Origin of the sequence: Streptomyces sp. NPDC059718 (genome assembly GCF_042733315.1) — a bacterium.
Lineage (GTDB): Bacteria > Actinomycetota > Actinomycetes > Streptomycetales > Streptomycetaceae > Actinacidiphila.
The window spans coordinates 190,933-210,696 of the sequence record NZ_JBHWGA010000011.1 but is presented as its reverse complement, the minus strand read 5'-3'; the positions used below and the strand labels follow the sequence as shown (position 1 = coordinate 210,696).

22 protein-coding genes are annotated in these 19,764 nt (G+C 73.4%); 11 read left to right on the top strand and 11 right to left on the bottom strand.

The genetic code is table 11. The features are described from left to right. Positions 1 to 65: 65 nt before the first annotated feature. On the top strand, positions 66 to 590 hold the full coding sequence (locus tag ACFV3E_RS15620) for a hypothetical protein (RefSeq protein WP_500535171.1): 525 nt from the start codon (positions 66 to 68) through the stop codon (positions 588 to 590). Between the two features lie 228 nt (positions 591 to 818). Continuing rightward, entirely contained in the window at positions 819 to 1,931 is a 1,113-nt protein-coding gene (locus ACFV3E_RS15615) for a ricin-type beta-trefoil lectin domain protein (protein WP_500535170.1), read from the top strand. A 31-nt stretch (positions 1,932 to 1,962) separates the two neighbouring features. Here the strand turns inward: ACFV3E_RS15615 and ACFV3E_RS15610 are convergent, their stop codons facing one another. After that, on the bottom strand, positions 1,963 to 2,718 hold the full coding sequence (locus ACFV3E_RS15610; protein ID WP_500535169.1) for an LppU/SCO3897 family protein: 756 nt from the start codon (positions 2,716 to 2,718) through the stop codon (positions 1,963 to 1,965). A 237-nt stretch (positions 2,719 to 2,955) separates the two neighbouring features. Between ACFV3E_RS15610 and gcl the strand changes: the two genes are divergently transcribed. Beyond that, positions 2,956 to 4,743, top strand: coding sequence for a glyoxylate carboligase (gene gcl, locus ACFV3E_RS15605; protein ID WP_500535168.1), 1,788 nt, complete (start codon positions 2,956 to 2,958; stop codon positions 4,741 to 4,743). Between the two features lie 95 nt (positions 4,744 to 4,838). Here the strand turns inward: gcl and ACFV3E_RS15600 are convergent, their stop codons facing one another. From ACFV3E_RS15600 to ACFV3E_RS15585, 4 genes are all read right to left on the bottom strand, one after another. After that, positions 4,839 to 5,384 (bottom strand): EF-hand domain-containing protein, encoded by a 546-nt coding sequence (locus ACFV3E_RS15600; RefSeq protein WP_499514715.1) that lies wholly within the window; start codon positions 5,382 to 5,384, stop codon positions 4,839 to 4,841. 129 nt (positions 5,385 to 5,513) lie between these two features. Next, positions 5,514 to 6,242, bottom strand: coding sequence for a hypothetical protein (locus ACFV3E_RS15595; RefSeq protein WP_500365281.1), 729 nt, complete (start codon positions 6,240 to 6,242; stop codon positions 5,514 to 5,516). 328 nt (positions 6,243 to 6,570) lie between these two features. Further along, positions 6,571 to 7,470 carry a 2-hydroxy-3-oxopropionate reductase gene (locus ACFV3E_RS15590; protein ID WP_500535167.1) on the bottom strand — a complete coding sequence of 300 codons (900 nt, stop codon included), beginning with the start codon at positions 7,468 to 7,470 and terminating at the stop codon, positions 6,571 to 6,573. 15 nt (positions 7,471 to 7,485) lie between these two features. Continuing rightward, positions 7,486 to 8,316, bottom strand: coding sequence for a TIM barrel protein (locus ACFV3E_RS15585; RefSeq protein WP_500535166.1), 831 nt, complete (start codon positions 8,314 to 8,316; stop codon positions 7,486 to 7,488). A gap of 118 nt (positions 8,317 to 8,434) precedes the next feature. Here ACFV3E_RS15585 and ACFV3E_RS15580 point away from each other — a divergent pair, with 118 nt between their 5' ends. The 6 genes from ACFV3E_RS15580 to ACFV3E_RS15555 all read left to right on the top strand — a co-directional run bounded on the left by ACFV3E_RS15580 (position 8,435) and on the right by ACFV3E_RS15555 (position 12,345). Continuing rightward, positions 8,435 to 8,686 carry a YkoF family thiamine-binding protein gene (locus ACFV3E_RS15580; protein WP_499514719.1) on the top strand — a complete coding sequence of 84 codons (252 nt, stop codon included), beginning with the start codon at positions 8,435 to 8,437 and terminating at the stop codon, positions 8,684 to 8,686. Beyond that, positions 8,683 to 9,063 carry a helix-turn-helix domain-containing protein gene (locus tag ACFV3E_RS15575; RefSeq protein WP_499514720.1) on the top strand — a complete coding sequence of 127 codons (381 nt, stop codon included), beginning with the start codon at positions 8,683 to 8,685 and terminating at the stop codon, positions 9,061 to 9,063. The genes ACFV3E_RS15580 and ACFV3E_RS15575 overlap by 4 nt, the downstream gene beginning before the upstream one ends. Before the next feature lie 88 nt (positions 9,064 to 9,151). Next, positions 9,152 to 9,664 (top strand): 2-oxo-4-hydroxy-4-carboxy-5-ureidoimidazoline decarboxylase, encoded by a 513-nt coding sequence (gene uraD, locus ACFV3E_RS15570; protein WP_500535165.1) that lies wholly within the window; start codon positions 9,152 to 9,154, stop codon positions 9,662 to 9,664. Beyond that, positions 9,661 to 10,053, top strand: a complete 393-nt coding sequence (uraH, locus tag ACFV3E_RS15565; protein ID WP_500535164.1) for a hydroxyisourate hydrolase — start codon at positions 9,661 to 9,663, stop codon at positions 10,051 to 10,053. Before uraD ends, uraH begins: the two co-directional genes overlap by 4 nt. A 7-nt stretch (positions 10,054 to 10,060) precedes the next feature. After that, on the top strand, positions 10,061 to 10,948 hold the full coding sequence (gene pucL / locus ACFV3E_RS15560) for a factor-independent urate hydroxylase (RefSeq protein ID WP_500535163.1): 888 nt from the start codon (positions 10,061 to 10,063) through the stop codon (positions 10,946 to 10,948). A gap of 11 nt (positions 10,949 to 10,959) precedes the next feature. Further along, positions 10,960 to 12,345: an 8-oxoguanine deaminase gene (locus ACFV3E_RS15555; protein WP_500535162.1), complete on the top strand. Its 1,386-nt coding sequence runs from the start codon at positions 10,960 to 10,962 to the stop codon at positions 12,343 to 12,345. A 150-nt stretch (positions 12,346 to 12,495) separates the two neighbouring features. Here the strand turns inward: ACFV3E_RS15555 and ACFV3E_RS15550 are convergent, their stop codons facing one another. Next, complete coding sequence (locus ACFV3E_RS15550; RefSeq protein ID WP_500535161.1) at positions 12,496 to 13,485, bottom strand: hypothetical protein; 990 nt, start codon at positions 13,483 to 13,485, stop codon at positions 12,496 to 12,498. Between the two features lie 105 nt (positions 13,486 to 13,590). Further along, the gene (locus tag ACFV3E_RS15545) at positions 13,591 to 14,682 is read right to left on the bottom strand and encodes a PP2C family protein-serine/threonine phosphatase (protein ID WP_500535160.1); all 1,092 of its coding nucleotides are present in this window, start codon (positions 14,680 to 14,682) and stop codon (positions 13,591 to 13,593) included. Positions 14,683 to 14,869: 187 nt separating this feature from the next. On the opposite strand from ACFV3E_RS15545, the gene ACFV3E_RS15540 reads away from it, so the two are divergent. Then, positions 14,870 to 15,190: a nuclear transport factor 2 family protein gene (locus ACFV3E_RS15540; RefSeq protein WP_500535159.1), complete on the top strand. Its 321-nt coding sequence runs from the start codon at positions 14,870 to 14,872 to the stop codon at positions 15,188 to 15,190. Between the two features lie 18 nt (positions 15,191 to 15,208). Here the strand turns inward: ACFV3E_RS15540 and ACFV3E_RS15535 are convergent, their stop codons facing one another. The 4 genes from ACFV3E_RS15535 to ACFV3E_RS15520 form a co-directional block, all read right to left on the bottom strand. Beyond that, the gene (locus ACFV3E_RS15535; RefSeq protein ID WP_500535158.1) at positions 15,209 to 15,814 is read right to left on the bottom strand and encodes a class I SAM-dependent methyltransferase; all 606 of its coding nucleotides are present in this window, start codon (positions 15,812 to 15,814) and stop codon (positions 15,209 to 15,211) included. Beyond that, positions 15,804 to 16,415, bottom strand: a complete 612-nt coding sequence (locus ACFV3E_RS15530; RefSeq protein ID WP_500535157.1) for an exonuclease — start codon at positions 16,413 to 16,415, stop codon at positions 15,804 to 15,806. The genes ACFV3E_RS15535 and ACFV3E_RS15530 overlap by 11 nt, the downstream gene beginning before the upstream one ends. A 121-nt stretch (positions 16,416 to 16,536) precedes the next feature. Then, complete coding sequence (aceB, locus tag ACFV3E_RS15525; protein WP_500535156.1) at positions 16,537 to 18,159, bottom strand: malate synthase A; 1,623 nt, start codon at positions 18,157 to 18,159, stop codon at positions 16,537 to 16,539. 172 nt (positions 18,160 to 18,331) lie between these two features. After that, positions 18,332 to 18,976 (bottom strand): nucleotidyltransferase family protein, encoded by a 645-nt coding sequence (locus tag ACFV3E_RS15520; RefSeq protein ID WP_500535155.1) that lies wholly within the window; start codon positions 18,974 to 18,976, stop codon positions 18,332 to 18,334. A gap of 44 nt (positions 18,977 to 19,020) precedes the next feature. Here ACFV3E_RS15520 and ACFV3E_RS15515 point away from each other — a divergent pair, with 44 nt between their 5' ends. Then, complete coding sequence (locus ACFV3E_RS15515; RefSeq protein ID WP_500535154.1) at positions 19,021 to 19,674, top strand: histidine phosphatase family protein; 654 nt, start codon at positions 19,021 to 19,023, stop codon at positions 19,672 to 19,674. Positions 19,675 to 19,764: the final 90 nt, after the last annotated feature.

Below are 19,764 nucleotides of genomic sequence, written 5' to 3'. Positions count from 1 at the left end.
CACTGTAGCCGCCGCCGTTACCCTGGCAACACGGCTGAGGCTTACGGGAGATGGGGGCGACGGGGATGGATCACTGGGAGGACGTCCGGCCGGGGAGCGGCGACCAGTCCGCGATCCCGGAGCTGGTGTCCGCCGTGGTCGGTGCGGGCGGGGTGGTCCTGCTGAGCTCGTTCATGCAGGCGGTGGGGACCAGGCTCGGCGAGATCACCGCGGCGCGCATGGGCGGCCGGGGCTTCTGGCGGCGGCGCGCGGCCACCGAGGAGGAGCAGATGGCGGCCGCCTTCATCGCGGCGGTGCAGAAGCTCGGTTCGGTCCGGCGCGAGGGCGGCGGGGTGCTGCGGCTGGAGGACGAGGGCTCCCGCACCCGGGTGCAGGTGCACCCGTTGCTGCCGGTCGAGGCGGTCGCCCAGTTCCAGCGGCTGGACCTCGGCCATCCGGAGGTCGCCGGCCTGGAGATCGCCTGGACCGGCACCCTCGGCGACCACCCGCAGGGCGTCTGGGCGACGACCGGCGGCGCCGAGGGCGCCGGTACCCGCTACCTGTGGAACGACGTCCGCCGCACCTGGGAACCCCACCGCCGCAGGCCCTGAGGGACACCGTCGCCCACAGGGCAACCTCCGTTCACCGGGCAGCCACAGTGCCGTCATCAGGCGCGTCGTCACGGCCGGGAGCGGTTGCTAGGGTGCGAGCTGCGCTGCCGCGCAAGCCCTGTTCCGGGTGACCGCGCAGCACGGATGCCCCTGGGGGACGGTGTGCCGAAAGCAGCCCCGGCCCACGCGGCGGGGCTGTTTTGTGCACATCTGGGTTTGGAAGGATTCATGACGGCTTCTCCCGACGGGCCGGCGCCGGCGGCCGACGAGACCCCGGCGGCGCCGTCCCCCGCCGGTACGGTGCTGCCACGGCGGACCCGGAGGACGTCCGCGATCGCCGACGCATCCGCCACCACCAGCCGGAACCCCCCGGACTGGACCGGCGGCGACGCCCCGACGCTGCGGGCCAGGCAGGCCGCCGCCCTTCCCGATCGGCCCGAGGAGGCCGCGGAACCGGAATCCTCCTACGCGGACGGCTTCGCGGCCGGGCTCGCCTTCGCGTCCCGTACCGTGCCCGCGCCCGCGCACGGCGAGGAGCACCTGGCGGCGACGGCTGCGGGGGCGGGCCCGCAGACGCCCGCCGCGGCTGAGCCCGCGCCGTCCCGTGCGCGCCGCGGGTGGTCCCGCCCGCTCCTGCTGGTCGGCGCGGGTCTCGCGGTCGGCGTGCTGGTCTGCGTGCCGTTCCTCGTGCGGGGTCCGGGTGATCAGGACCGCGGCCCGGCCGCCGCCACCCTCGCGGACGAGGGCCCGGTCGACGCGGCACCCGGGGCCGGCCCGGTCACCGCGAGTCCCTCCGGCGGGCGGTCACCGTCCCCCGGGGACACCGGGCGGCGGTCGCCGGAGGCCGGTTCCCAAGGCGGCTCGACCGCCACCCCGAGCGCGACCGGGGGCAAGGCCACGGCCGGCGCCACGAGCGGGGGAGCGACGCAGCATCCTGCCGCCGGCCCGTCGCGTTCCGCGGCGGGCTCCGGCACGGCGATCCGGAGCCACGACTCGGGCCGCTGCATCGACGGCAGCCCCCCGTGGGGCTCGCCGCTGCAGATCTGGGACTGCACGGGCAGCGCGGCGCAGTCCTGGCAGATCGAGCCGGACGGCAGCATCCGCTCCCGGGGCAAGTGCATGGACATCGCGGGCGGTTCGCGGGACGACGGCGCGGCCGTCCAGCTGGTGGACTGCAACGGCACCGGCGCCCAGCAGTTCCGCCTCAACGCCGCTCACGACCTGGTCAACGTCCAGGCCGACAAGTGCGTGGAGGCGGAGGACTCGCCGGGGGTCAACGGGACCAGGCTGCGGCTGTGGAGCTGCACCGGCGCGGACGACCAGAAGTGGAGCCGCGGCTGACGCCCGGTCCGGCGGCCAGCGCGGGCGGCGGTCAGGTGTTGTCGTTCCGCGCCAGGCACAGGACGTACTTGGTCGAGCCGTGCTCCGCCCGGAACGTGGCCACCGTGCGGGCGTAGACGTCGCAGCGGCCGGTGTCGGTGGTGTCGTCGAAGCGGCCGACGACCTCGAACTCGGCCTTCGCGGAACCGCAGTCGACGACCGACACGTCCGGGAAGAGGACGTCCCCGCTGCTGTGGACGCAGTCGCCGACCTCGGCGTACTCGGCGTCGTCGTGGAGCACCAGCCAGCCGCCGCCGATGAGGATGACGGGTATCAGCAGGCCCAGGGCGGTGGGGCGGAGCAGGATCGGCCGGCCGGGGTCGGCGGGCGTGCCGGGGGCGCCGGGGACCGGCTCGGGCAGGCGGTTGATCTTCCAGCGCTGGAACAGGTTGACCAGCAGGGTGAGCGGGTTGAACAGCATCGAGGTGGGACTCCACCAGCCCTGCACCAGGCTGTTGGAGACCATCTCGCGGTGCTTGGCGATGCCGCAGCGCCGGCAGAACGGGGCCCGGACCTTCAGGAAGCGCATCATCACGACCATGCCCTGGTGGCCCCGGACGGTCGCCTGGACCGCAGGCACCGAGCCGCAGAACAGGCAGGAGCGTCCGTAGCCGGGCACCTCCTGCCCGAAGGGCGGCAGCGGCCTCGGCCGAGCGGCCGTCGGCACCGCCTGTGCCTGTGCCTGCGGCTGGGGTTGGGGCGGGGACGGAGGCTGGGACTGCGCGGGCGACGGCGTCGGCGTGGTCAAGGAGATCACCTGGGGTCCGTGTGAAGCCGATGTGAAGGGCGAGCGGAACCCTACTGGTTGGTACCGACATCGATCGACCCCATTACGGAACGGCTTTCAGGCCTCCTTCTTGACCCGCGCGCCGGGGGCGCCCTATGTTCACAGTAGTTCCGCATAACAAAAGAAGACTTCCGTAATGTGGAATACAGAGCACCGGGCGCGACAACCTGGACCGCAGGACGACGCAGGAGTGACCGAATGCCTCGAATGACCGCCGCCCGAGCGGCAGTGGAGATCCTCAAGCGCGAGGGCGTGGACACCGCGTTCGGCGTGCCCGGCGCCGCGATCAACCCCTTCTACGCCGCCCTCAAGGCCTCCGGTGGCATCCAGCACACGCTGGCCCGGCACGTGGAGGGCGCCTCGCACATGGCCGAGGGCTACACGCGCACCGCCCCCGGCAACATCGGCGTCTGCATCGGCACGTCGGGGCCCGCGGGCACCGACATGATCACCGGCCTCTACTCCGCGACCGGCGACTCGATCCCGATCCTCTGCATCACCGGGCAGGCGCCCACCGCGGTGATCCACAAGGAGGACTTCCAGGCCGTGGACATCGCGGCCATCGCCGCGCCCGTGACCAAGGCGGCCACCACCGTCCTGGAGGCGGCCCAGGTCCCCGGCGTCTTCCAGAAGGCCTTCCACCTGATGCGCTCCGGGCGTCCCGGCCCGGTCCTGATCGACCTGCCGGTCGACGTCCAGCTCACCGAGATCGAGTTCGACCCCGAGACGTACGAGCCGCTGCCGGTCTGGAAGCCGGCCGCCACCCGCCGTCAGATCGAGAAGGCGCTCGCCATGATGACCGCCGCCGAGCGGCCGCTGATCGTGGCGGGCGGCGGGGTGATCAACGCCGACGCGGCCGGTCTGCTGGTGGAGTTCGCCGAACTGACCGGCACCCCGGTGGTGCCGACCCTGATGGGCTGGGGCGCCATCCCGGACGACCACGACCTCAACGCGGGCATGGTCGGCCTGCAGACCTCGCACCGCTACGGCAACGCGACCTTCCTGGAGTCCGACTTCGTCCTGGGCATCGGCAACCGCTGGGCCAACCGCCACACCGGCCGGATCGACGTCTACACCGAGGGCCGCACCTTCGTGCACGTCGACATCGAACCCACCCAGATCGGCAAGATCTTCGCGCCCGACTACGGGATCGCCTCCGACGCCGGCGCCGCGCTGCGGCTCTTCGTCGACGTGGCCACCGAACTCGAGGCCGCCGGCGAACTGCCCGACCGCAGCGCCTGGGCCGCCTCGGCCCGGGAGCGCAAGGCGACCCTGCACCGCCGTACGCACTTCGACGACATCCCCATCAAGCCGCAGCGCGTGTACGAGGAGATGAACCGCGCCTTCGGCCCCGACACCCGCTACGTCACCACGATCGGCCTCTCCCAGATCGCGGGCGCGCAGATGCTGCACGTCTACCGGCCGCGCCACTGGATCAACTGCGGCCAGGCCGGCCCCCTCGGCTGGACCGTGCCGGCCGCCCTGGGCGTGGCCAAGGCCGACCCGGGGACGCCGGTGGTGGCCCTCTCGGGCGACTACGACTTCCAGTTCATGATCGAGGAGCTCGCGGTCGGCGCGCAGCACCGGATCCCGTACGTCCACGTCCTGGTGAACAACTCCTACCTGGGCCTGATCCGCCAGGCGCAGCGGGCGTTCGACATCGACTTCGAGGTCAACCTGGAGTTCGAGAACGTCAACTCGCCCGAGCTGGGCGTCTACGGCGTCGACCACGTCAAGGTCGCCGAGGGCCTGGGCTGCAAGGCGATCCGGGTCACCGACCCGGCCGGGCTCGGCGCGGCCTTCGAGCAGGCCAAGAAGCTCGCGGCCGAGTACCGGGTGCCGGTCGTCGTCGAGGCGATCCTGGAACGGGTCACCAACATCGCCATGAGCGTCACCAACGACATCGGCAACGTCGTGGAGTTCGAGGAGCTGGCCACCGAACCCGGCCACGCGCCCACCGAGATCATCCCGCTCACGAGCACCTGAACCCGGGCTCGACCGCGCCACCGGCCGCCCCGTCCTGACCTCCCGGGCGCGGCGGCCGGGCTCCACGACCGCTCCGGGAGGGCCCCGGCAGTTCGCTAGAGCGGCCCGAACAGCCAGTTGCCGGGGGCCTCGGGGTCGGTGCCGATGTAGTAGGCGCGGATGGCCGCCACCAGCTCGGCCGTGCTCACACACCCGTCGCCGTCGGTGTCGATGCGGTTGAAGGCGGCGGCGATGTCCGTGACGGGTGTGTTGAAGGCCCGCTGCAGGACCTCGAACTCCCCGCGCACCACGTGGCCGTCGCCGTCGGTGTCGCACAGATGGGCGACGGCCTCGGCCGCCGGGTGGAAGACCGGGTCGAAGGCCGGTCCCTCGATGAAGGCCTTGGTCATGCCGTGGTGGTACTCCGCGGAGGACAGCCGCCCGTCACGGTCTCTGTCGGCGTACGCCGCCAGCTCCGCCCAGACGGCGTCGAGCCGTACCGCCACCGCCTTTCCCTTGGGCGAGGTGGGGGACATGCCGAAGCCGTGGATCAGCCGCGCGCCGACGTCCTGGAAGTCGGCGCGCTCGGCATATCCGTTGCCGTCCGTGTCCAGACGGCGGAAGGATTTGTCGAGCTTGCGCTTCAGAAGGGCCGTAGACATCGCTGCGTCCTTGACGTAGTCCTGGGGTTGCCGTACGGAGGGGGAACCTCTCGATACTCCCCCGGGAGCGGCGGTCGCGCGACCCGAGTGACCACGGACGGTGAAGGGCGGGGCTGAGCTCGTCCCGGCTCAGGGCGTGGCGTGCGGGCCGGTCCTGATCAGGACGTCGGCGGCGTCGTTGACCGGCTGCGGCGTGCCGGTGAGGTCCATGACGAAGAGCGGCACCCCCAGCCGGTCCGCGCGCAGCCGCGCGTCATGGGCGTAGCCCGCCAGGGAGAAGAACGCGCCGGTGGAGTCCTCGTTGAGGCAGTTGAGCCAGAGGGTCTCGACCTCCCGCAGCGGTGTCGGCCGCGTCGTCGGGTCGACCTGGGCCACGACACCCTCGCCGCGCAGGTCGATGCCGTTGGCCGAGCGGTCCTCCGCGGTGCGTACGCCCGCGAAGCCGAGCCACTTCAGGTACTGCGCGGCGGCGGTGACCGCGTCCCGCGCGGTACGGATGGTCACCGGCCGGAACGGCGGCCGCGGCGCGGGCGCCACGGGCCCGGGGCCGGCCTGCCGCACCGGGGGGACGGGGCGCCGCTCGGGCATCCGCAGGGCCCGGGTGTCCACCGGGAGCCGGACCACCGCCCCGCAGTCGCAGCCGAGTTCGGGCTGCGGCCACTGCTCGTCGCGGCCGCAGTCCGGGCAGCGCATGGCCACCCAGGAGTCGTCCCAGGACCGGTGGCGGATCTGCAGCGGGACGCCGCCGCGCAGGATCGGCAGGGCCAGCGGTGTGCCGCAGGCGCAGGGGAAGGTGGGTGAGGTGTAGGCGTGCTCCCGGCGGCACGCCGGACAGCGCACGGGCACGCTCTCTGCCATGGTTCGCGACTCCTGGGCGGTGCGGCGGTGCGGCGGTGCGGCGGTGCAGGGGTGCTCGCCGGGACGGTCCTGGCGTCCATGGTCCCGCACGGGGAGCCCGTCGTGCACCCGTCTTGCCGTCCCGGTCGCGCCGGTGCACGAAGCCGCCCGGGGACCCGTTCAACGTCCGGCCCGGCCGCGGAACGGGTCCCCGGGCGGGAACCGGTCCGCGCCGCCTCGACCTACCCCTCAGAAGTTCTCGGCGGCGCGGACGTTCGTGGTTCCGGGCGGCGGCGCCCCATCGGGCGCGACAGGACAGGTCGGGGCGCCGCCGCCCGGAAGTCGGGGGTCAGTCGGTGACCGGGAGGCCGGAAAGGCGCTCCACGCCGCGCAGCAGGGCGGAGTGGTCCAGGCCGCCGTCGCCCTGGGCCCGCAGGGAGGCGACGAGGTTCGCCACGACCGAGCCGACGGGCAGGGCGGCGCCGACGTTCCGGGCGGCGTCGGTGACGATGCCCATGTCCTTGTGGTGCAGGTCGATGCGGAAGCCCGGGGCGTACGCGCGGTCGAGGAAGTTGCGCTTCTTGCGGGTCAGCACCGTGGATCCGGCGAGGCCCCCGCCCAGCACCTCCAGGGCCGCGGTCAGGTCGACGCCGGACTTCTCCAGGAAGACCACGGCCTCCGCGCACGCCTGGATGTTCACCGCGACGATCAGCTGGTTGGCCGCCTTGACGGTCTGGCCGGCGCCGTGCGGACCGCACAGGACGACGGTCTTGCCGAGGGCGTCGAAGAGGGGCCGCGCCTCGTCGAAGTCGGCCCGTGCGCCGCCGACCATGATCGACAGCACCGCCTCGACGGCTCCCACCTCGCCTCCGGAGACCGGGGCGTCCAGGACCCGGATGTGCCTTTCGGCCGCGGCCTTCGCCAGGTCGACGGAGGTCTGCGGGGTGATCGACGACATGTCGATCAGGAGCGCGCCCGGCCGGGCGTTCGCCAGGATGCCGTCCTCGCCGTAGGCGACGGCCTCCACCTGGGGGGAGGCGGGGACCATGGTGACGACGACGTCGGCGTCCTTCACCGCCTCCGCGACCGAGGCGGCGGGCGTGCCGCCGGCCGCGGTCAGGCGGTCGAGCTTGTCCTGCTCCAGGGTGTAGCCGGTGACCGAGTACCCGGCCTTGATGAGGTTCTCCGACATCGGGGAGCCCATGATGCCGAGGCCGATCCACGCGATCGCGGGAAGTGCGGTGGTCATGATGTCCTTTCCGGATTACTTGTCGGCGTCGGCGAGCCAGTCGAAGGAGGCGGCGCTGCCCCGCGGGCCCGGCTTGTACTCCAGCCCCACCCAGCCGTCGTAGCCCCGGTCGCGCAGCCGGTCCAGCAGGGCGGACAGCGGCAGCGAGCCCGTGCCTGGCGCGCCGCGGCCGGGGTCGTCGGCGATCTGGACGTGGCCGGTGCGGTCCGCGTGGGCGTCGATGGCGGCGGGCAGGTCCTCGCCGTTCATCGACAGGTGGTACAGGTCCAGCAGGAACCTGGCGTTGCCCAGGCCGGTCTCGGCGTTGACCTTGTCGACCACCTCGACCGCGGCGGCCGCGCTCACCAGCGGATAGCGCGGCGACTCGGGCTTGTTGAGGGCCTCGACCAGCAGCACCGCGCCGACCCGGTCGGCCGCGTGCGCGGCCCGGACCAGGTTCTCCAGGGCGAGCTCGTCCTGCGCCTCGGGACTCACGCCGTCCACCCGGTTGCCGTACAGCGCGTTCAGCGCCGTACAGCCCACCGAGCGGGCGAAGTCGGCGGCGACGTCGATGTTGGCGCGGAAGCGCGCGGACTCCTCGCCCGGCACGGACAGGGCGCCGCGGTCGGGGCCGGGCAGTTCGCCCGCGTAGAAGTTCAGCCCCACCAACTGGGTGCCGGCCTCCTCCAGCGCGCCGCGCAGGGCGTCGAGTTCGGCCTGCGGAGGGGTCGGCATACGGGTCCACGGCCACCACAGCTCGACCGCGGAGAAGCCGGCTGCGGCGGCCGCTGCGGGGCGCTCCAGGAGCGGGAGTTCGGTGAAGAGGATCGAGAGGTTCACATCGAAGCGCGTGGAGTCGAAGCCCATCACATGCGCCCTTCCGTATTACGGAAATTAGTTTCTACTTAACGGAAGACTCCATGAGCCGGCGGGCGGCTGTCAAGAGGGATGTCCCGGAAAGCCGCTGACCAGCTAGGTTGTGGGCGTGCGCCTGAAACTCGAATTCACCACCGAGCCGTTCGACCTGGACGAGCCCCCGCGGCACGCCGTGGTGGGGCGTGAGGTCCTGGAGGCGGCCGGGCTGGACGCCGTCGACGTCGGGCCCTTCGGCAACTCGGCCGAGGGCGGTACCGAGCAGGTGGTCGCGGTGGTCGGCGATCTGCTGCGGCGCACCCTGGAGGCCGGTGCGACCCGGGTGTCGCTGCAGGTCAACGTCGTGGGGGAGGCGGACCGGTGACCGGGCCGGTCGAGCATCCGTTCAGCGCGGCGATCAAGCCGCTCGCCGACGCCATGGGCGCCGAACTGGTGCCCCCGGGCGAAGCGCGCGGTGACGACGTCGTGCTCAGCTGGGAGGGCGCGGAGGTGGTCGCCGTACGGCTGCCGCACCTCGCGGACTCGCTCGACCACATCCTGGCCGACCTCGAGCGCCGGCACGGCAAGGCGCTGTCCGAGCTCGGGCGCAAGGAGAAGCAGACGGTCGTCCGCATCCTGGAGGAGCGCGGGGCCTTCTCGGTGCGGCACGGGGTGGAGACGGTCGCGTCCGCGCTCGGCGTGAGCCGCTTCACCGTCTACAACTACCTCAACAGGGAGAACGCGGCGAAGGAAGGCCGCTAGCCGTCCCGAGGCGTCCGTCCGGGCGTCATCGGCGCCATTTTTCAACAAACTGTTGACGTCACGTGGTGGGGGCTCCTAGCGTGCCGTTGTGACTTCCAGCCCATCCCCGGGCCTGGCCCGGTTCAACGCCGCCGGCGGACCGGAGGCGGTCGCGCTGCTGCACGAGGTCTGCGCGAGCCGCTCCTGGGGTGCCGCCGTCATGGCGGCCCGCCCGTACGACAGCCTCGACGCGCTGCTCGCCGCCTCCGACACCGCGACGGCCGGCCTCACCGCCGGTGATCTGGCCGAGGCGATGGCGGGACACCCGCCGATCGGCCGCCCCCGGCCCGGCGACCCGGTCTCCGCCCGCGAACAGGGCGGGGTACGGGACTCCGAGCGCGAGGAACTGCTCGCACTGAACCTCGCCTACCAGGAGCGGCACGGCCACGTCTTCCTCATCTGCGCCACCGGCAGGACCGGGGACCAGATGCTGGCCGCGCTCGAGGAACGCATCGGCAACGACACCGGCACCGAGCGCGAGATCGTCCGCACCGAACTGGGGAAGATCAACCGCATCAGGCTCACCCGGCTCGTCGAGACCGCCGCAGAGGACCCCTCATGACCTCCGTCTCCACGCACGTCCTGGACACCAGCGCCGGCCGCCCCGCGCGGGGCGTCGCCGTCGCCCTGTCGGTGCGCACCGGGAGCGGGGCCCCCTGGGTGCCGCACGGCGCCTCGGCGACCGACGCCGACGGCCGCTGCAAGGACCTGCCCGACCCGCCGCAGGGCACGAGCCACGTACGGCTGGAGTTCACCACCGAGCCCTACCTCTCCCGTCAGAGCACCGCCCACCGCAGTCGAGCCGAGGACCAGCAGGACGCCCCCCGCACCAGGGACAGCGGAGCCTTCTTCCCGGAGGTGGCGATCGTCTTCGCCGTCGAGCCGGGCGAGCACTACCACGTACCGCTGCTGCTCAACCCGTTCGGCTATTCCGTATACCGAGGGAGCTAGCACCGACATGTCGCCCACCCGACTCGGCCAGAACCAGTACGGCAAGGCGGAGACCCGCGTCGTCCGCGTCACCCGCGACGGCGGGACCCACCACGTCAGGGACCTCAACGTCTCGGTCGCCCTCTCCGGCGCCATGGAGGACGTCCACACTTCCGGCAGCAACGCCGCCGTACTGCCCACCGACACCACCAAGAACACCGTCTTCGCCTTCGCCAAGCAGTACGGCATCGATTCCCCCGAGCAGTTCGGCATCCGCCTCGCCCGGCACTTCGTCACGAGCCAGGGGTCCATCGAGCGGGCCAGGATCCGCATCGAGGAGTACGCCTGGGAGCGGATCACGCAGGAGCACTCCTTCGTCCGCGGCGGCCGCGAGACCCGCACCACCGAGGTCACCTTCGACGGCGGGCGGTGGCAGGTCGTCTCCGGCCTGAAGGACCTCGTGGTCATGAACACCACCGACTCCGAGTTCTGGGGCTTCGTCAAGGACCGCTACACCACGCTGCCGGAGACCCGTGACCGCGTCCTCGCCACCGAGGTCAGCGCCCGCTGGCGGTTCAGCTGGACCCGCGACGAGGACCCCGTCCCGCCCTGGGAGGAGTCCTGGGCCGAGGTCCGCCGCCACCTCCTCGACGCCTTCGCCGGCACCTACTCGCTCTCCCTGCAGCAGACGCTGTACGCGATGGGCGACCGGGTCGTCGAGCACCGCCCCGAGATCGACGAGGTGCGGCTCTCGCTCCCCAACAAGCACCACTTCCTCGTCGACCTCGAGCCGTTCGGCCTGAAGAACGACACCCCCGACAGCGCGGTGTACTTCGCGGCCGACCGCCCCTACGGCCTCATCGAGGGCACGGTCCTGCGCGACGGCGCCGAGCCCCGCATCCCGGTGACGGACTGAGAGGCCCCGCCATGACCGCCCCAGCAGAGCGCATCGTCATCGAGAACTGCGCCGTCGCCACCGTCGACGCGCACGGCACCGAGCACCCGGCCGGCCACGTCGTCGTCGCCGGCAACCGCATCGAGTCCGTCGGCGCGGGCCCCGCCCCCGCCGCACTCGACGGCGTCGTACGGAGGGTGGACGGCACCGGCCACCTGCTCACCCCCGGCCTGGTCAACACCCACCACCACTTCTACCAGTGGCTCACCCGGGGCCTGGCCACCGACCACAACCTCTTCGACTGGCTCGTCGCCCTCTACCCCGTCTGGGCCCGCATCGACGAGCGGATGACCCACGCGGCCGCCCAGGGCTCCCTGGCGATGATGGCCCGCGGCGGGGTCACCACCGCCATGGACCACCACTACGTCTTCCCGCGCGGCACCGGCGACCTGTCCGGCTCCATCATCCGGGCCGCCTCGGACATGGGTGTGCGCTTCACCCTCGCCCGCGGCTCGATGGACCGCGGCGAGTCCGACGGCGGCCTGCCCCCGGACTTCGCCGTCGAGACCCTCGACGAGGCACTCGCCGCCACCGAGGAGACGATCGACCGGCACCACGACCCCTCCTCCGACGCCATGACGCGGATCGCCGTCGCGCCCTGCTCGCCGTTCTCGGTCTCCACAGAACTGCTGCGCCAGGGCGCCGGACTCGCCCGGCGCAAGGGCGTGCGGCTGCACACCCACGGCAGCGAGACGGTGGAGGAGGAGCAGTTCTGCAAGGAGCTGTTCGGCATGGGGCCGACGGACTACTTCGAGTCCACCGGCTGGCTCGGTGAGGACGTGTGGATGGCGCACTGCGTCCACATGGGCGACTCCGACATCGCCGCCTTCGCCCGCACCCGGACCGGTGTCGCCCACTGCCCGTCCTCCAACGCCCGCCTGGCCGCCGGCATCGCCCGCGTCCCCGACATGCTCGCCGCAGGCGTCCCGGTCGGCCTCGGCGTGGACGGCACCGCGTCCAACGAATCGGGCGAGCTGCACACCGAGTTGCGCAACGCGCTGCTCATCAACCGCCTCGGCGCCCACCGCGAGGCCGCGCTGACCGCCCGTCAGGCCCTGCGGCTGGGCACGTACGGCGGCGCCCAGGTGCTCGGCCGGGCCGCGGAGATCGGTTCCCTGGAGCCGGGCAAGCTCGCCGACCTCGTCCTGTGGCGGATGGACACCCTCGCCCACTCCTCGATCGCCGACCCGATCGCCGCGCTGGTCCTCGGCGCGGCGGCCCCCGTCACCCTCTCCCTGGTGAACGGCCGGCCGGTGGTGGAGGACGGCCGTCTCGTCACCGCCGACGAGGGGGCCATCGCGCGCGCCACCCGTGACGAGGCCCGGCGGCTCGCGCGGATCGCGGGCCTGGCGAGCTGACCGCCGCGGTCTTCCCGCTGACCCCGGCCGGGGGAGGGACGGCCCCCCGGCCGGTGCCGGGCCCCGCCCTGCCCGGGGCGGGGCCCGGCGTTCGCCGTGCCCGGGCCGCTTGCGCCCCGGCCGCTTGTGCCGCGGCCGCTCGTGCCCGGTCTAGCGGGCCGCCGGGCCGCGGCCCTGGGAGCGGCCCTGGGCCTCGCGCCGGACGGCGCCGCCGCGGGCGACGGTGTAGAGGTCCGTCGGCACCGGCCAGCCCTTCTGCCCGGCGTGGTCGCCGTTGAGCCTGCGGGCCCACTTGCTGTAGTCGGTCTCCAGACCGTTCCCGGTGATGCGGATGCCGGGCGGCACCATCCGGGCGGCGCCCGAGGCCGGTTCGGCCACGGTGTGCCGCAGGGTGACGAACAGGGCCTGGTTGGCGGGGTGGTCGGGCCCGGCGTCCAGGTGCAAGGCGACGACCTCCCGGCGCACCGGCAGCCAGAGCCGCAGCGCGGCCCGGGCCGACCGGGGAAGCGTGAACTCCTGCCGGGTCGCGGCGGTCCGGCCGGGCAGGTTCACGGTGAGCCGGATGCGGGACTCCTGCGCGGACAGGTCGGTGACGTCGGCGGCCACCAGGCCCTCGCGGGGCACCGCCGTCGCCCACAGCACCTCCAGTGCCGCCAGCAGCCGCAGCCGGTACGGCTCGCGGCGCGGCTCCACGGGGGTGCTCAGCGCCCGGCGCAGCACGATGTGCCCGGTGAAGTCCAGGGGCTCCTTGGTGTGCTTGGACCACGGGCGCATCCCGCGGGCCTGCCAGCCGAACGCGGGGCGCCCGGCGGCCCGGTTGAGGTCCGCGATGCCGTCCATGATGTCGCGCTGGCTCGCGGGGGTGAGCTCCCTGCCCAGCTGCCCGGCCCGGGTGCGGTACAGGCCCGCCGCGATGCGGCCGAGCACGGTCCCGGGCCGGCCGGGGTGCCCGAGGACGGCGTCGTCGAACAGGTCGTCGAGGCTGCGCAGCGCCTGCGGCGGTACGTCGGCGGCCGCCCGTTCCAGCACGGCGGTGGCCTTCCTCAGCCGTTCCTCCCGGGAACGGGACGTGGCGATGTGCGGGTCGGCGAGGGCACGTTCCAGGGCGGCGCGGAGCTGGCGGAGGGCGGGCGCGTTCACGGCAGCAGGGTAGGGGCCGGCGGTGACACACGGGCGGAGACGAGTAATGCGAGGGTCGAGAACCGCTCGTGCCGCGGGCGCCTCCACGCCACCGAGCCGGGCGGTTCAGTCCCGGCAGACCGCCAGGAGCGCCATGTCGTCGCTGCGGGGGCCGCCGGTGTGCGCGTGGACGTCGTCCAGGAGGGCGTCGAGCAGTTCGGCGGGTCCGGCGAACGGCACCCCGGCCAGCCGGGTGACGGGGTTGTAGAAGGTGCCGCCGGCGTCGCGTGCCTCGGTGACGCCGTCGGTGTGCATCAGCAGGGCCGAGCCGGGCGGGAAGGGGACCGTGTCGGCCTCGTCGGTCACGTCGCCGAGGCCCATGCCCAGGGGCAGGGCGTGACCGGCGGGTTCGGCGTAGCGCACGGTGCCGTGGTGCAGCACCAGCGGGGGCGGGTGGCCGCGGTTGACCAGGCGCAGTGCGGTGCCGCCGGGCGGGAACTCGGCGAGGACGGCGGTGGCGAACCACTCCAGGCGGTCCATGCCCTCGCGGCGTTCGGCCTCGCGCCACAGCGCCCGGTCCATCCGTGTCGCCACCCCGGCGAGGGTGGGTTCCTCGTCGGCGGCCATGCGGAACGCGCCGAGCACCACGGTGGCGGCCTCCACGGCCGCCATGCCCTTGCCGCGTACGTCGCCCATGATGCAGCGCAGCCCGTAGGGCGTTTCCTGGACGGCGTAGAGGTCGCCGCCGATCTCCGCCTCGGCCTCCGCGGTCTCGTAGCGGGCGGCGATGCGGTACGGTCCGACGCGCCGCGGCGGCACGGGCAGCACGGCCCGTTGCACGGCGGCGGCGACGCTGCGGGCGGAGCGCAGCCGGACGTCCCGGATGTGGAGCAGGCGGTTGATGAACACGGCGACGACGGCGACCGCGCTGATCGACAGCAGTTCGCTGATGCCGCCGGGGCCGCTGAGGTAGCCGAAGTGGCTGAGGATGCCCGCGTCGGCGGCGATGGCGCCCAGCCCGACCAGCACGGTGCCGGTCAGGGACATCAGGGGGGCCGCGAGCATGGGGGCCACGGAGTAGAAGGCGGTGGCGCTGAACTGGGCGGGGGTCAGGTAGTCGACCAGGAAGCCGCCGACGAGCAGCACGACGGGGAGCAGCCGGACGTACCGCAGTACGTCGCGTCCTTCGTCGGTGAGGTCCTCGCCCCCACTCGCCACGCGTGTGCTCCTGCCGTCGCTCTCGGGTCGCCGGACTGGATCCCAGGGTCCCCGTGGTCCCGTCGCCGGGCCAGCCGTGGCGGTCCCCGCGGGTGAACGGCGGGGTGGTCGCCGGGCTCCGGGTAGCGCGCCGCGGCCGCTCGGGCGAGGCTGGGGGCACGACCCGTGAGCACAGGGAGCAGCAGCGATGATCCGCACCGACGCCCTCAACGAGCCGGCCGTCCGCGCCTTCGTCTCGGCGGTGAACGCCGGGGACCGCGAGGCCTTCGAGGCCGCGCTCAGCGAGAACGCGACGATGTCCGACGACGGCTCCGACCGCAACCTGAAGGAGTGGGCGGACCGCGAGATCTTCGAGTCCCACGGCCACATGGACGTGCAGTCCCAGGACTCGGCGGGGCTCACCCTGATCGCCGACTACCGCAATGACGCGTGGGGCGAGATGCGCACCAAGTGGCGTTTCACCGTGGACGACGGCAAGGTCAGCCGTTTCGACACCGGCCAGGCCTGAGCGGGCCGGACGGGTGGCTCAGCCGCCCGTCCCTTCGTGGTACGCCAGCAGGTAGCGCCAGAACAGCAGGCGTCCGATGCGGCTGCCCGGCAGCAGTCGCGCCGCTTCGGCGCGGATCTGCGGCAGGGGTGTGCCCGGTGGGTGTACGGGGGCCCGGACCGGTTGCGGTTCGTGGCCGCGGATCCGGTCGGCGGCGGCGACGGCGAGCCGGGCGGCGGCGTTGACGGGGACGGCGGCCAGGCTCACCGCCCAGTCGGCGGGGGTGCGCTCGGGGTAGCAGCCCAGGACGAGCAGGGTCCCGCCGGGGGCGAGTGCGGCGCGCAGCGCGGTGACCGTGGCGAACGGCACGTGGTGCAGGCTGGCCAGGCAGGTGATGAGGTCGTAGTGGGCGGTGGGGAGGTCCACGCGGGTGATGTCGGCGACGCGGAAGGTGACCCCGGGCGCGGTCCCGGCCGCGGCCACGGCCTCCGGGGAGGCGTCGATCGCGTCGACCCGCAGTCCGCGGGCGGCCAGGCGCCGGGCGAAGCGGCCGGTGCCGCATCCGACGTCCAGGGCGGTGAGCGCGCCGGGCGGGACCTTGCGCAGGAGCAGCCGGTGGTAGTGGTCGTTGTGGTCAAAGGGCATGTGGCGTGCCCTTCCAGGCCATGAGGTTGGCGAGGAGTTCGGCCTGCTCGACGGCGTCGTCGAGGGCGTGGTGGGTGTGGCGGCGGCGGGAGAGCAGTTCGCGGGGCATCGTGCCCTTGGCGACGGCGCGCAGCGGGACGCCGGCCTTGGTCGCGTACAGCGTCTTCATGTCGAGGCAGCCGGAGTGCCCGAAGGGGCTGGAGCCGGTGAAGCGGATCAGGTACCAGTACAGGAACATCCAGTCGTACCCGGCGGGGTAGCCGGTCATGACGGGTTGGGCGCCCTCGCTGACGGTGTGCACCCATGCGGTGAACTCGGCCATCGCGGCGGCCGGTTCGCTGCCCTCGGCGGCCAGGCGTGCGCGGTCCAGGCCGCTGACGGCGAGTGCCCGCGGGTCGGTCTGGGTCCCGGCCGGGCGCAGTTCGCGGTAGAAGGTGTCCCGTTCGGGGTCGGCGGGGGTGAAGCCGTCGGCGTCCTGCCGCCCCGCGACGGCGGCCCCGAGGCTGAGCATGGAGTACGGGCCGGGGATGGGCCCGTCCGCCTCGACGTCCACCGAGATGTACAGGCTGGGCCTCACGGCGCGGGGTCGTGGTGCTGGCATGCCGACGATCATGCCAGCGCCCCCTGACCCGGTGCGTGTGTTTTCCCGGGACGGCCGGATGGTTCGGCGGGGGTGACGCGTGGGGCCCCGGCCGGTCGTGCCGGGGCCCCACGCGGGAGGGTCAGTCGAGCAGTTCGTACGCGGGCAGGGTGAGGAAGTCGACGTAGGTCTCGTCGAGTGCCGTCTTCAGCAGCAGGTCGTGGGCCTGCTGCCAGCGGCCCGCGGCGAAGGCCTGTTGGCCGATGTCCTGGCGGATGGCGGCGAGTTCCCGGTCGGCGAGGGAGCGTACGAGGTCGGCGGTGGCCTTCTCGCCGTTGTCGGCGAAGACGACGCCCGCGTTGACCCACTGCCAGATCTGGGAGCGGGAGATCTCGGCGGTGGCGGCGTCCTCCATGAGGTTGAAGATGGCGACGGCGCCCAGGCCCCGCAGCCATGCCTCGATGTAGCGGGTGCCGACCTGGACGGCGTTGCGCAGTCCCTCGTAGGTGGGCTTCGCCTCCAGGGAGTCGACGGCCAGCAGGTCGGCGGCGGTGACGTGGACGTCCTCGCGCAGCCGGTCCTTCTGGTTCGGCCGGTCGCCGAGGACGGCGTCGAAGGAGGCGCGGGCGATCGGCACCAGGTCGGGGTGGGCGACCCAGGAGCCGTCGAAGCCGTCGTGGGCCTCGCGGTCCTTGTCGGCCTTGACCTTCTCGAAGGCGACCGCGTTGACCTCGGCGTCGCGCCGGGAGGGGATGAAGGCGGCCATGCCGCCGATGGCGTGGGCGCCGCGCTTGTGGCAGGTGCGAACGAGCAGTTCGGTGTAGGCGCGCATGAAGGGCGCGGTCATCGTCACGGCGTTGCGGTCGGGCAGGACGAAGCGCTCGCCGGCGTCGCGGAAGTTCTTGACGATGGAGAACAGGTAGTCCCAGCGGCCCGCGTTGAGGCCGGAGGCGTGGTCGCGCAGCTCGTGGAGGATCTCGTCCATCTCGAAGGCCGCGGTGATCGTCTCGATGAGGACGGTGGCGCGGATGGTGCCCTGTGGGATGCCCAGGTGGTCCTGGGCGAAGACGAACACGTCGTTCCACAGGCGGGCTTCGAGGTGGGACTCGGTCTTGGGGAGGTAGAAGTAGGGGCCCTTGCCCTTGGCGAGCAGGCGCCGCGCGTTGTGGAAGAAGTACAGGCCGAAGTCGACGAGGGCGCCGGGGACGGGCTCGCCGTCGACGGTCAGGTGGCGCTCGTCGAGGTGCCAGCCGCGGGGGCGGGTGACGACGGTGGCGAGTTCCGGCTCGTCCTTCAGGGCGTAGGTCTTGCCCTCGGGGGAGGTGAAGTCGATGCGGCGTTCGTAGGCGTCGATGAGGTTGACCTGGCCCCCGATGACGTTCTCCCAGGTGGGGGCGGAGGCGTCCTCGAAGTCGGCGAGCCAGATCCGCGCTCCGGAGTTGAGGGCGTTGATGGTCATCTTGCGGTCGGTGGGGCCGGTGATCTCCACCCGGCGGTCGTCGAGCGCGGCGGGGGCGTCGGCGACGCGCCAGTCGCCCTCGCGGATGTGGGCGGTCTCCGGGAGGAAGTCCAGGGTGCCGGTGCGGGCGATCTCGGCGCGGCGGTCCTTGCGCTTGGCGAGGAGTTCGGCGCGGCGGGGCGCGAACCGGCGGTGCAGTTCGGCGAGGAAGGCGAGCGCCGCGTCGGTGAGCACCTCCTCCGCGCGCTCGACGGGGGGTGCGGTGTCGGCGACGACGGCGTGCGGTGCGGTCCCTGGTGCGGACATGAACCTGACTCTCCTCTTGCCGATGAGGGGTGCCGTGCGGCCGGGGGAGCCGGGCGGCCACCGCGCTCCGGCCCTGGCACGGGGTGCCGGACGGGGCGGTTTTCGGCTGCGAGGCGCGCCGACCGTACGGGCGCTTCTGCTGGGTGGAGCATAGTTTTTGCATGGTGGAAGTTCAACATTTTGTGGCACCCGGTGCAGGGGGCTCCGGCGGGTGCGCCAGCAGCCACAGGTCGTCCGGGGTGTCGATGTCGGCGGGGACCGCGACGTCCCCGCACTCGACGTGTGCGATCGCCTCCTCGTGCCGCCTCAGGTAGGAGCGTGCCCCCTGGTCCCCGACCGCACTCGCGGCGATCGCCGCCCAGTGGGCCGCGCCGAGCAGGATCGGGTGGCCCCGCCGGCCGCCGTACGTGGCGCAGGCGAGGGTGCGCGGCGAGGCGTAGGCGGCCACCACCCGGGCCACCGCCGTGGCGCCGATCCCGGGCTGGTCCACCAGTGCCACGACCACGGCCGGCGCGCCGGTGCCCGCCAGTGCCTCCAGGCCGGCGCGCAGCGAGGAGCCCATGCCCTGCTCCCAGTACGGGTTGACGGTGACGGCGTAGCCGTCCAGGGCGGTCTGCCGGCGCACCTGCGCGGCGGCCGCGCCCAGCACGATGTGCACCGGGTCGCAGCCGCCGGCGCGCAGCGCCCGCGCCGCGTGCTCGACCAGCGGTCGGCCGTCGTACTCCAGCAGCGCCTTCGGGCGGCCGCCCAGCCGCCTGCCCCCGCCGGCCGCCAGCAGCAGCCCGGCGACGGCGCCCGTGCCCGCGTCGCGTTCCATGCCCCCTGGATACCGTGGACGGGGAGCGGGGGAAAGGACCGGCCATGACGCGCTGGATCATCGCCGTACGTCACGGCGAGAGCGAGGCGAACGCGGCCTTCGCCCGCGGCAGGTCCCTGGACGGGGTCAGGGACGCCGACGTGGCACTGACCGCGCTCGGGCGGGAGCAGTCGGCCCGGCTCGGCCGCGACCTGCTGGCCCTGCCGGACGCCGAGGCACCCGGCCGCGTCCGCTGCTCGCCCTTCGAGCGGGCCCGGCAGACCCTGCGCGCCGTCGAGGAGGTCGGTACGGCCGCGGGCCGCGAACGGCCGCCCGTCACCTACGACGAACGCCTCCGGGACCGCGGCATGGGCCTGCTGGAACTGCTCACCCCGCAGGGGGTCCGCGAGCGCTTCCCGCAGGAGGCGCGGCGGCGCGAGCGCGAGGCTGAGGCCGACTACCGCCCGCCGGGCGGGGAGTCGCCGCGGGATGTCGAGGCCCGCGTCGGGGACTTCCTGGCGGACGCCGTCGCCCGCCCGGGGCCGCCCCTGCTGCTCGTCACGCACGACGCGGTGGTGCTGGCGCTGCGCCGGCTGCTCGGGCCCCCGCCGCCGGGCGACGCCCGCGTGGTCAACGCCTCGATGGCCCGCTGGCGGCGTGACGGCGCGGGGCACTGGGAACTCGTGGACTGGAACCGAACCGCGGCCCCCGGACGTTAATGTCGGCAAGTCGTCACGGGAGGCAGGAAGTTACGGCGGATTTCGCTCTCCGTATAGCGGGGGAAGCGCTCCGTCGCGTTTACTGTCCTC

Bases quoted from the DNA above. Each gene is read 5' to 3' on its own strand.
- ACFV3E_RS15620 (WP_500535171.1), top strand. From the start codon at position 66: ATGGATCACTGGGAGGACGTCCGGCCGGGGAGCGGCGACCAGTCCGCG.
- ACFV3E_RS15615 (WP_500535170.1), top strand. From the start codon at position 819: ATGACGGCTTCTCCCGACGGGCCGGCGCCGGCGGCCGACGAGACCCCG.
- gcl (WP_500535168.1), top strand. From the start codon at position 2,956: ATGCCTCGAATGACCGCCGCCCGAGCGGCAGTGGAGATCCTCAAGCGC.
- ACFV3E_RS15600 (WP_499514715.1), bottom strand. From the start codon at position 5,384: ATGTCTACGGCCCTTCTGAAGCGCAAGCTCGACAAATCCTTCCGCCGT.
- ACFV3E_RS15595 (WP_500365281.1), bottom strand. From the start codon at position 6,242: ATGGCAGAGAGCGTGCCCGTGCGCTGTCCGGCGTGCCGCCGGGAGCAC.
- ACFV3E_RS15590 (WP_500535167.1), bottom strand. From the start codon at position 7,470: ATGACCACCGCACTTCCCGCGATCGCGTGGATCGGCCTCGGCATCATG.
- ACFV3E_RS15585 (WP_500535166.1), bottom strand. From the start codon at position 8,316: ATGGGCTTCGACTCCACGCGCTTCGATGTGAACCTCTCGATCCTCTTC.
- uraH (WP_500535164.1), top strand. From the start codon at position 9,661: ATGACCTCCGTCTCCACGCACGTCCTGGACACCAGCGCCGGCCGCCCC.
- pucL (WP_500535163.1), top strand. From the start codon at position 10,061: ATGTCGCCCACCCGACTCGGCCAGAACCAGTACGGCAAGGCGGAGACC.
- ACFV3E_RS15555 (WP_500535162.1), top strand. From the start codon at position 10,960: ATGACCGCCCCAGCAGAGCGCATCGTCATCGAGAACTGCGCCGTCGCC.
- ACFV3E_RS15540 (WP_500535159.1), top strand. From the start codon at position 14,870: ATGATCCGCACCGACGCCCTCAACGAGCCGGCCGTCCGCGCCTTCGTC.
- ACFV3E_RS15535 (WP_500535158.1), bottom strand. From the start codon at position 15,814: ATGCCCTTTGACCACAACGACCACTACCACCGGCTGCTCCTGCGCAAG.
- ACFV3E_RS15530 (WP_500535157.1), bottom strand. From the start codon at position 16,415: ATGCCAGCACCACGACCCCGCGCCGTGAGGCCCAGCCTGTACATCTCG.
- aceB (WP_500535156.1), bottom strand. From the start codon at position 18,159: ATGTCCGCACCAGGGACCGCACCGCACGCCGTCGTCGCCGACACCGCA.
- ACFV3E_RS15520 (WP_500535155.1), bottom strand. From the start codon at position 18,976: ATGGAACGCGACGCGGGCACGGGCGCCGTCGCCGGGCTGCTGCTGGCG.
- ACFV3E_RS15515 (WP_500535154.1), top strand. From the start codon at position 19,021: ATGACGCGCTGGATCATCGCCGTACGTCACGGCGAGAGCGAGGCGAAC.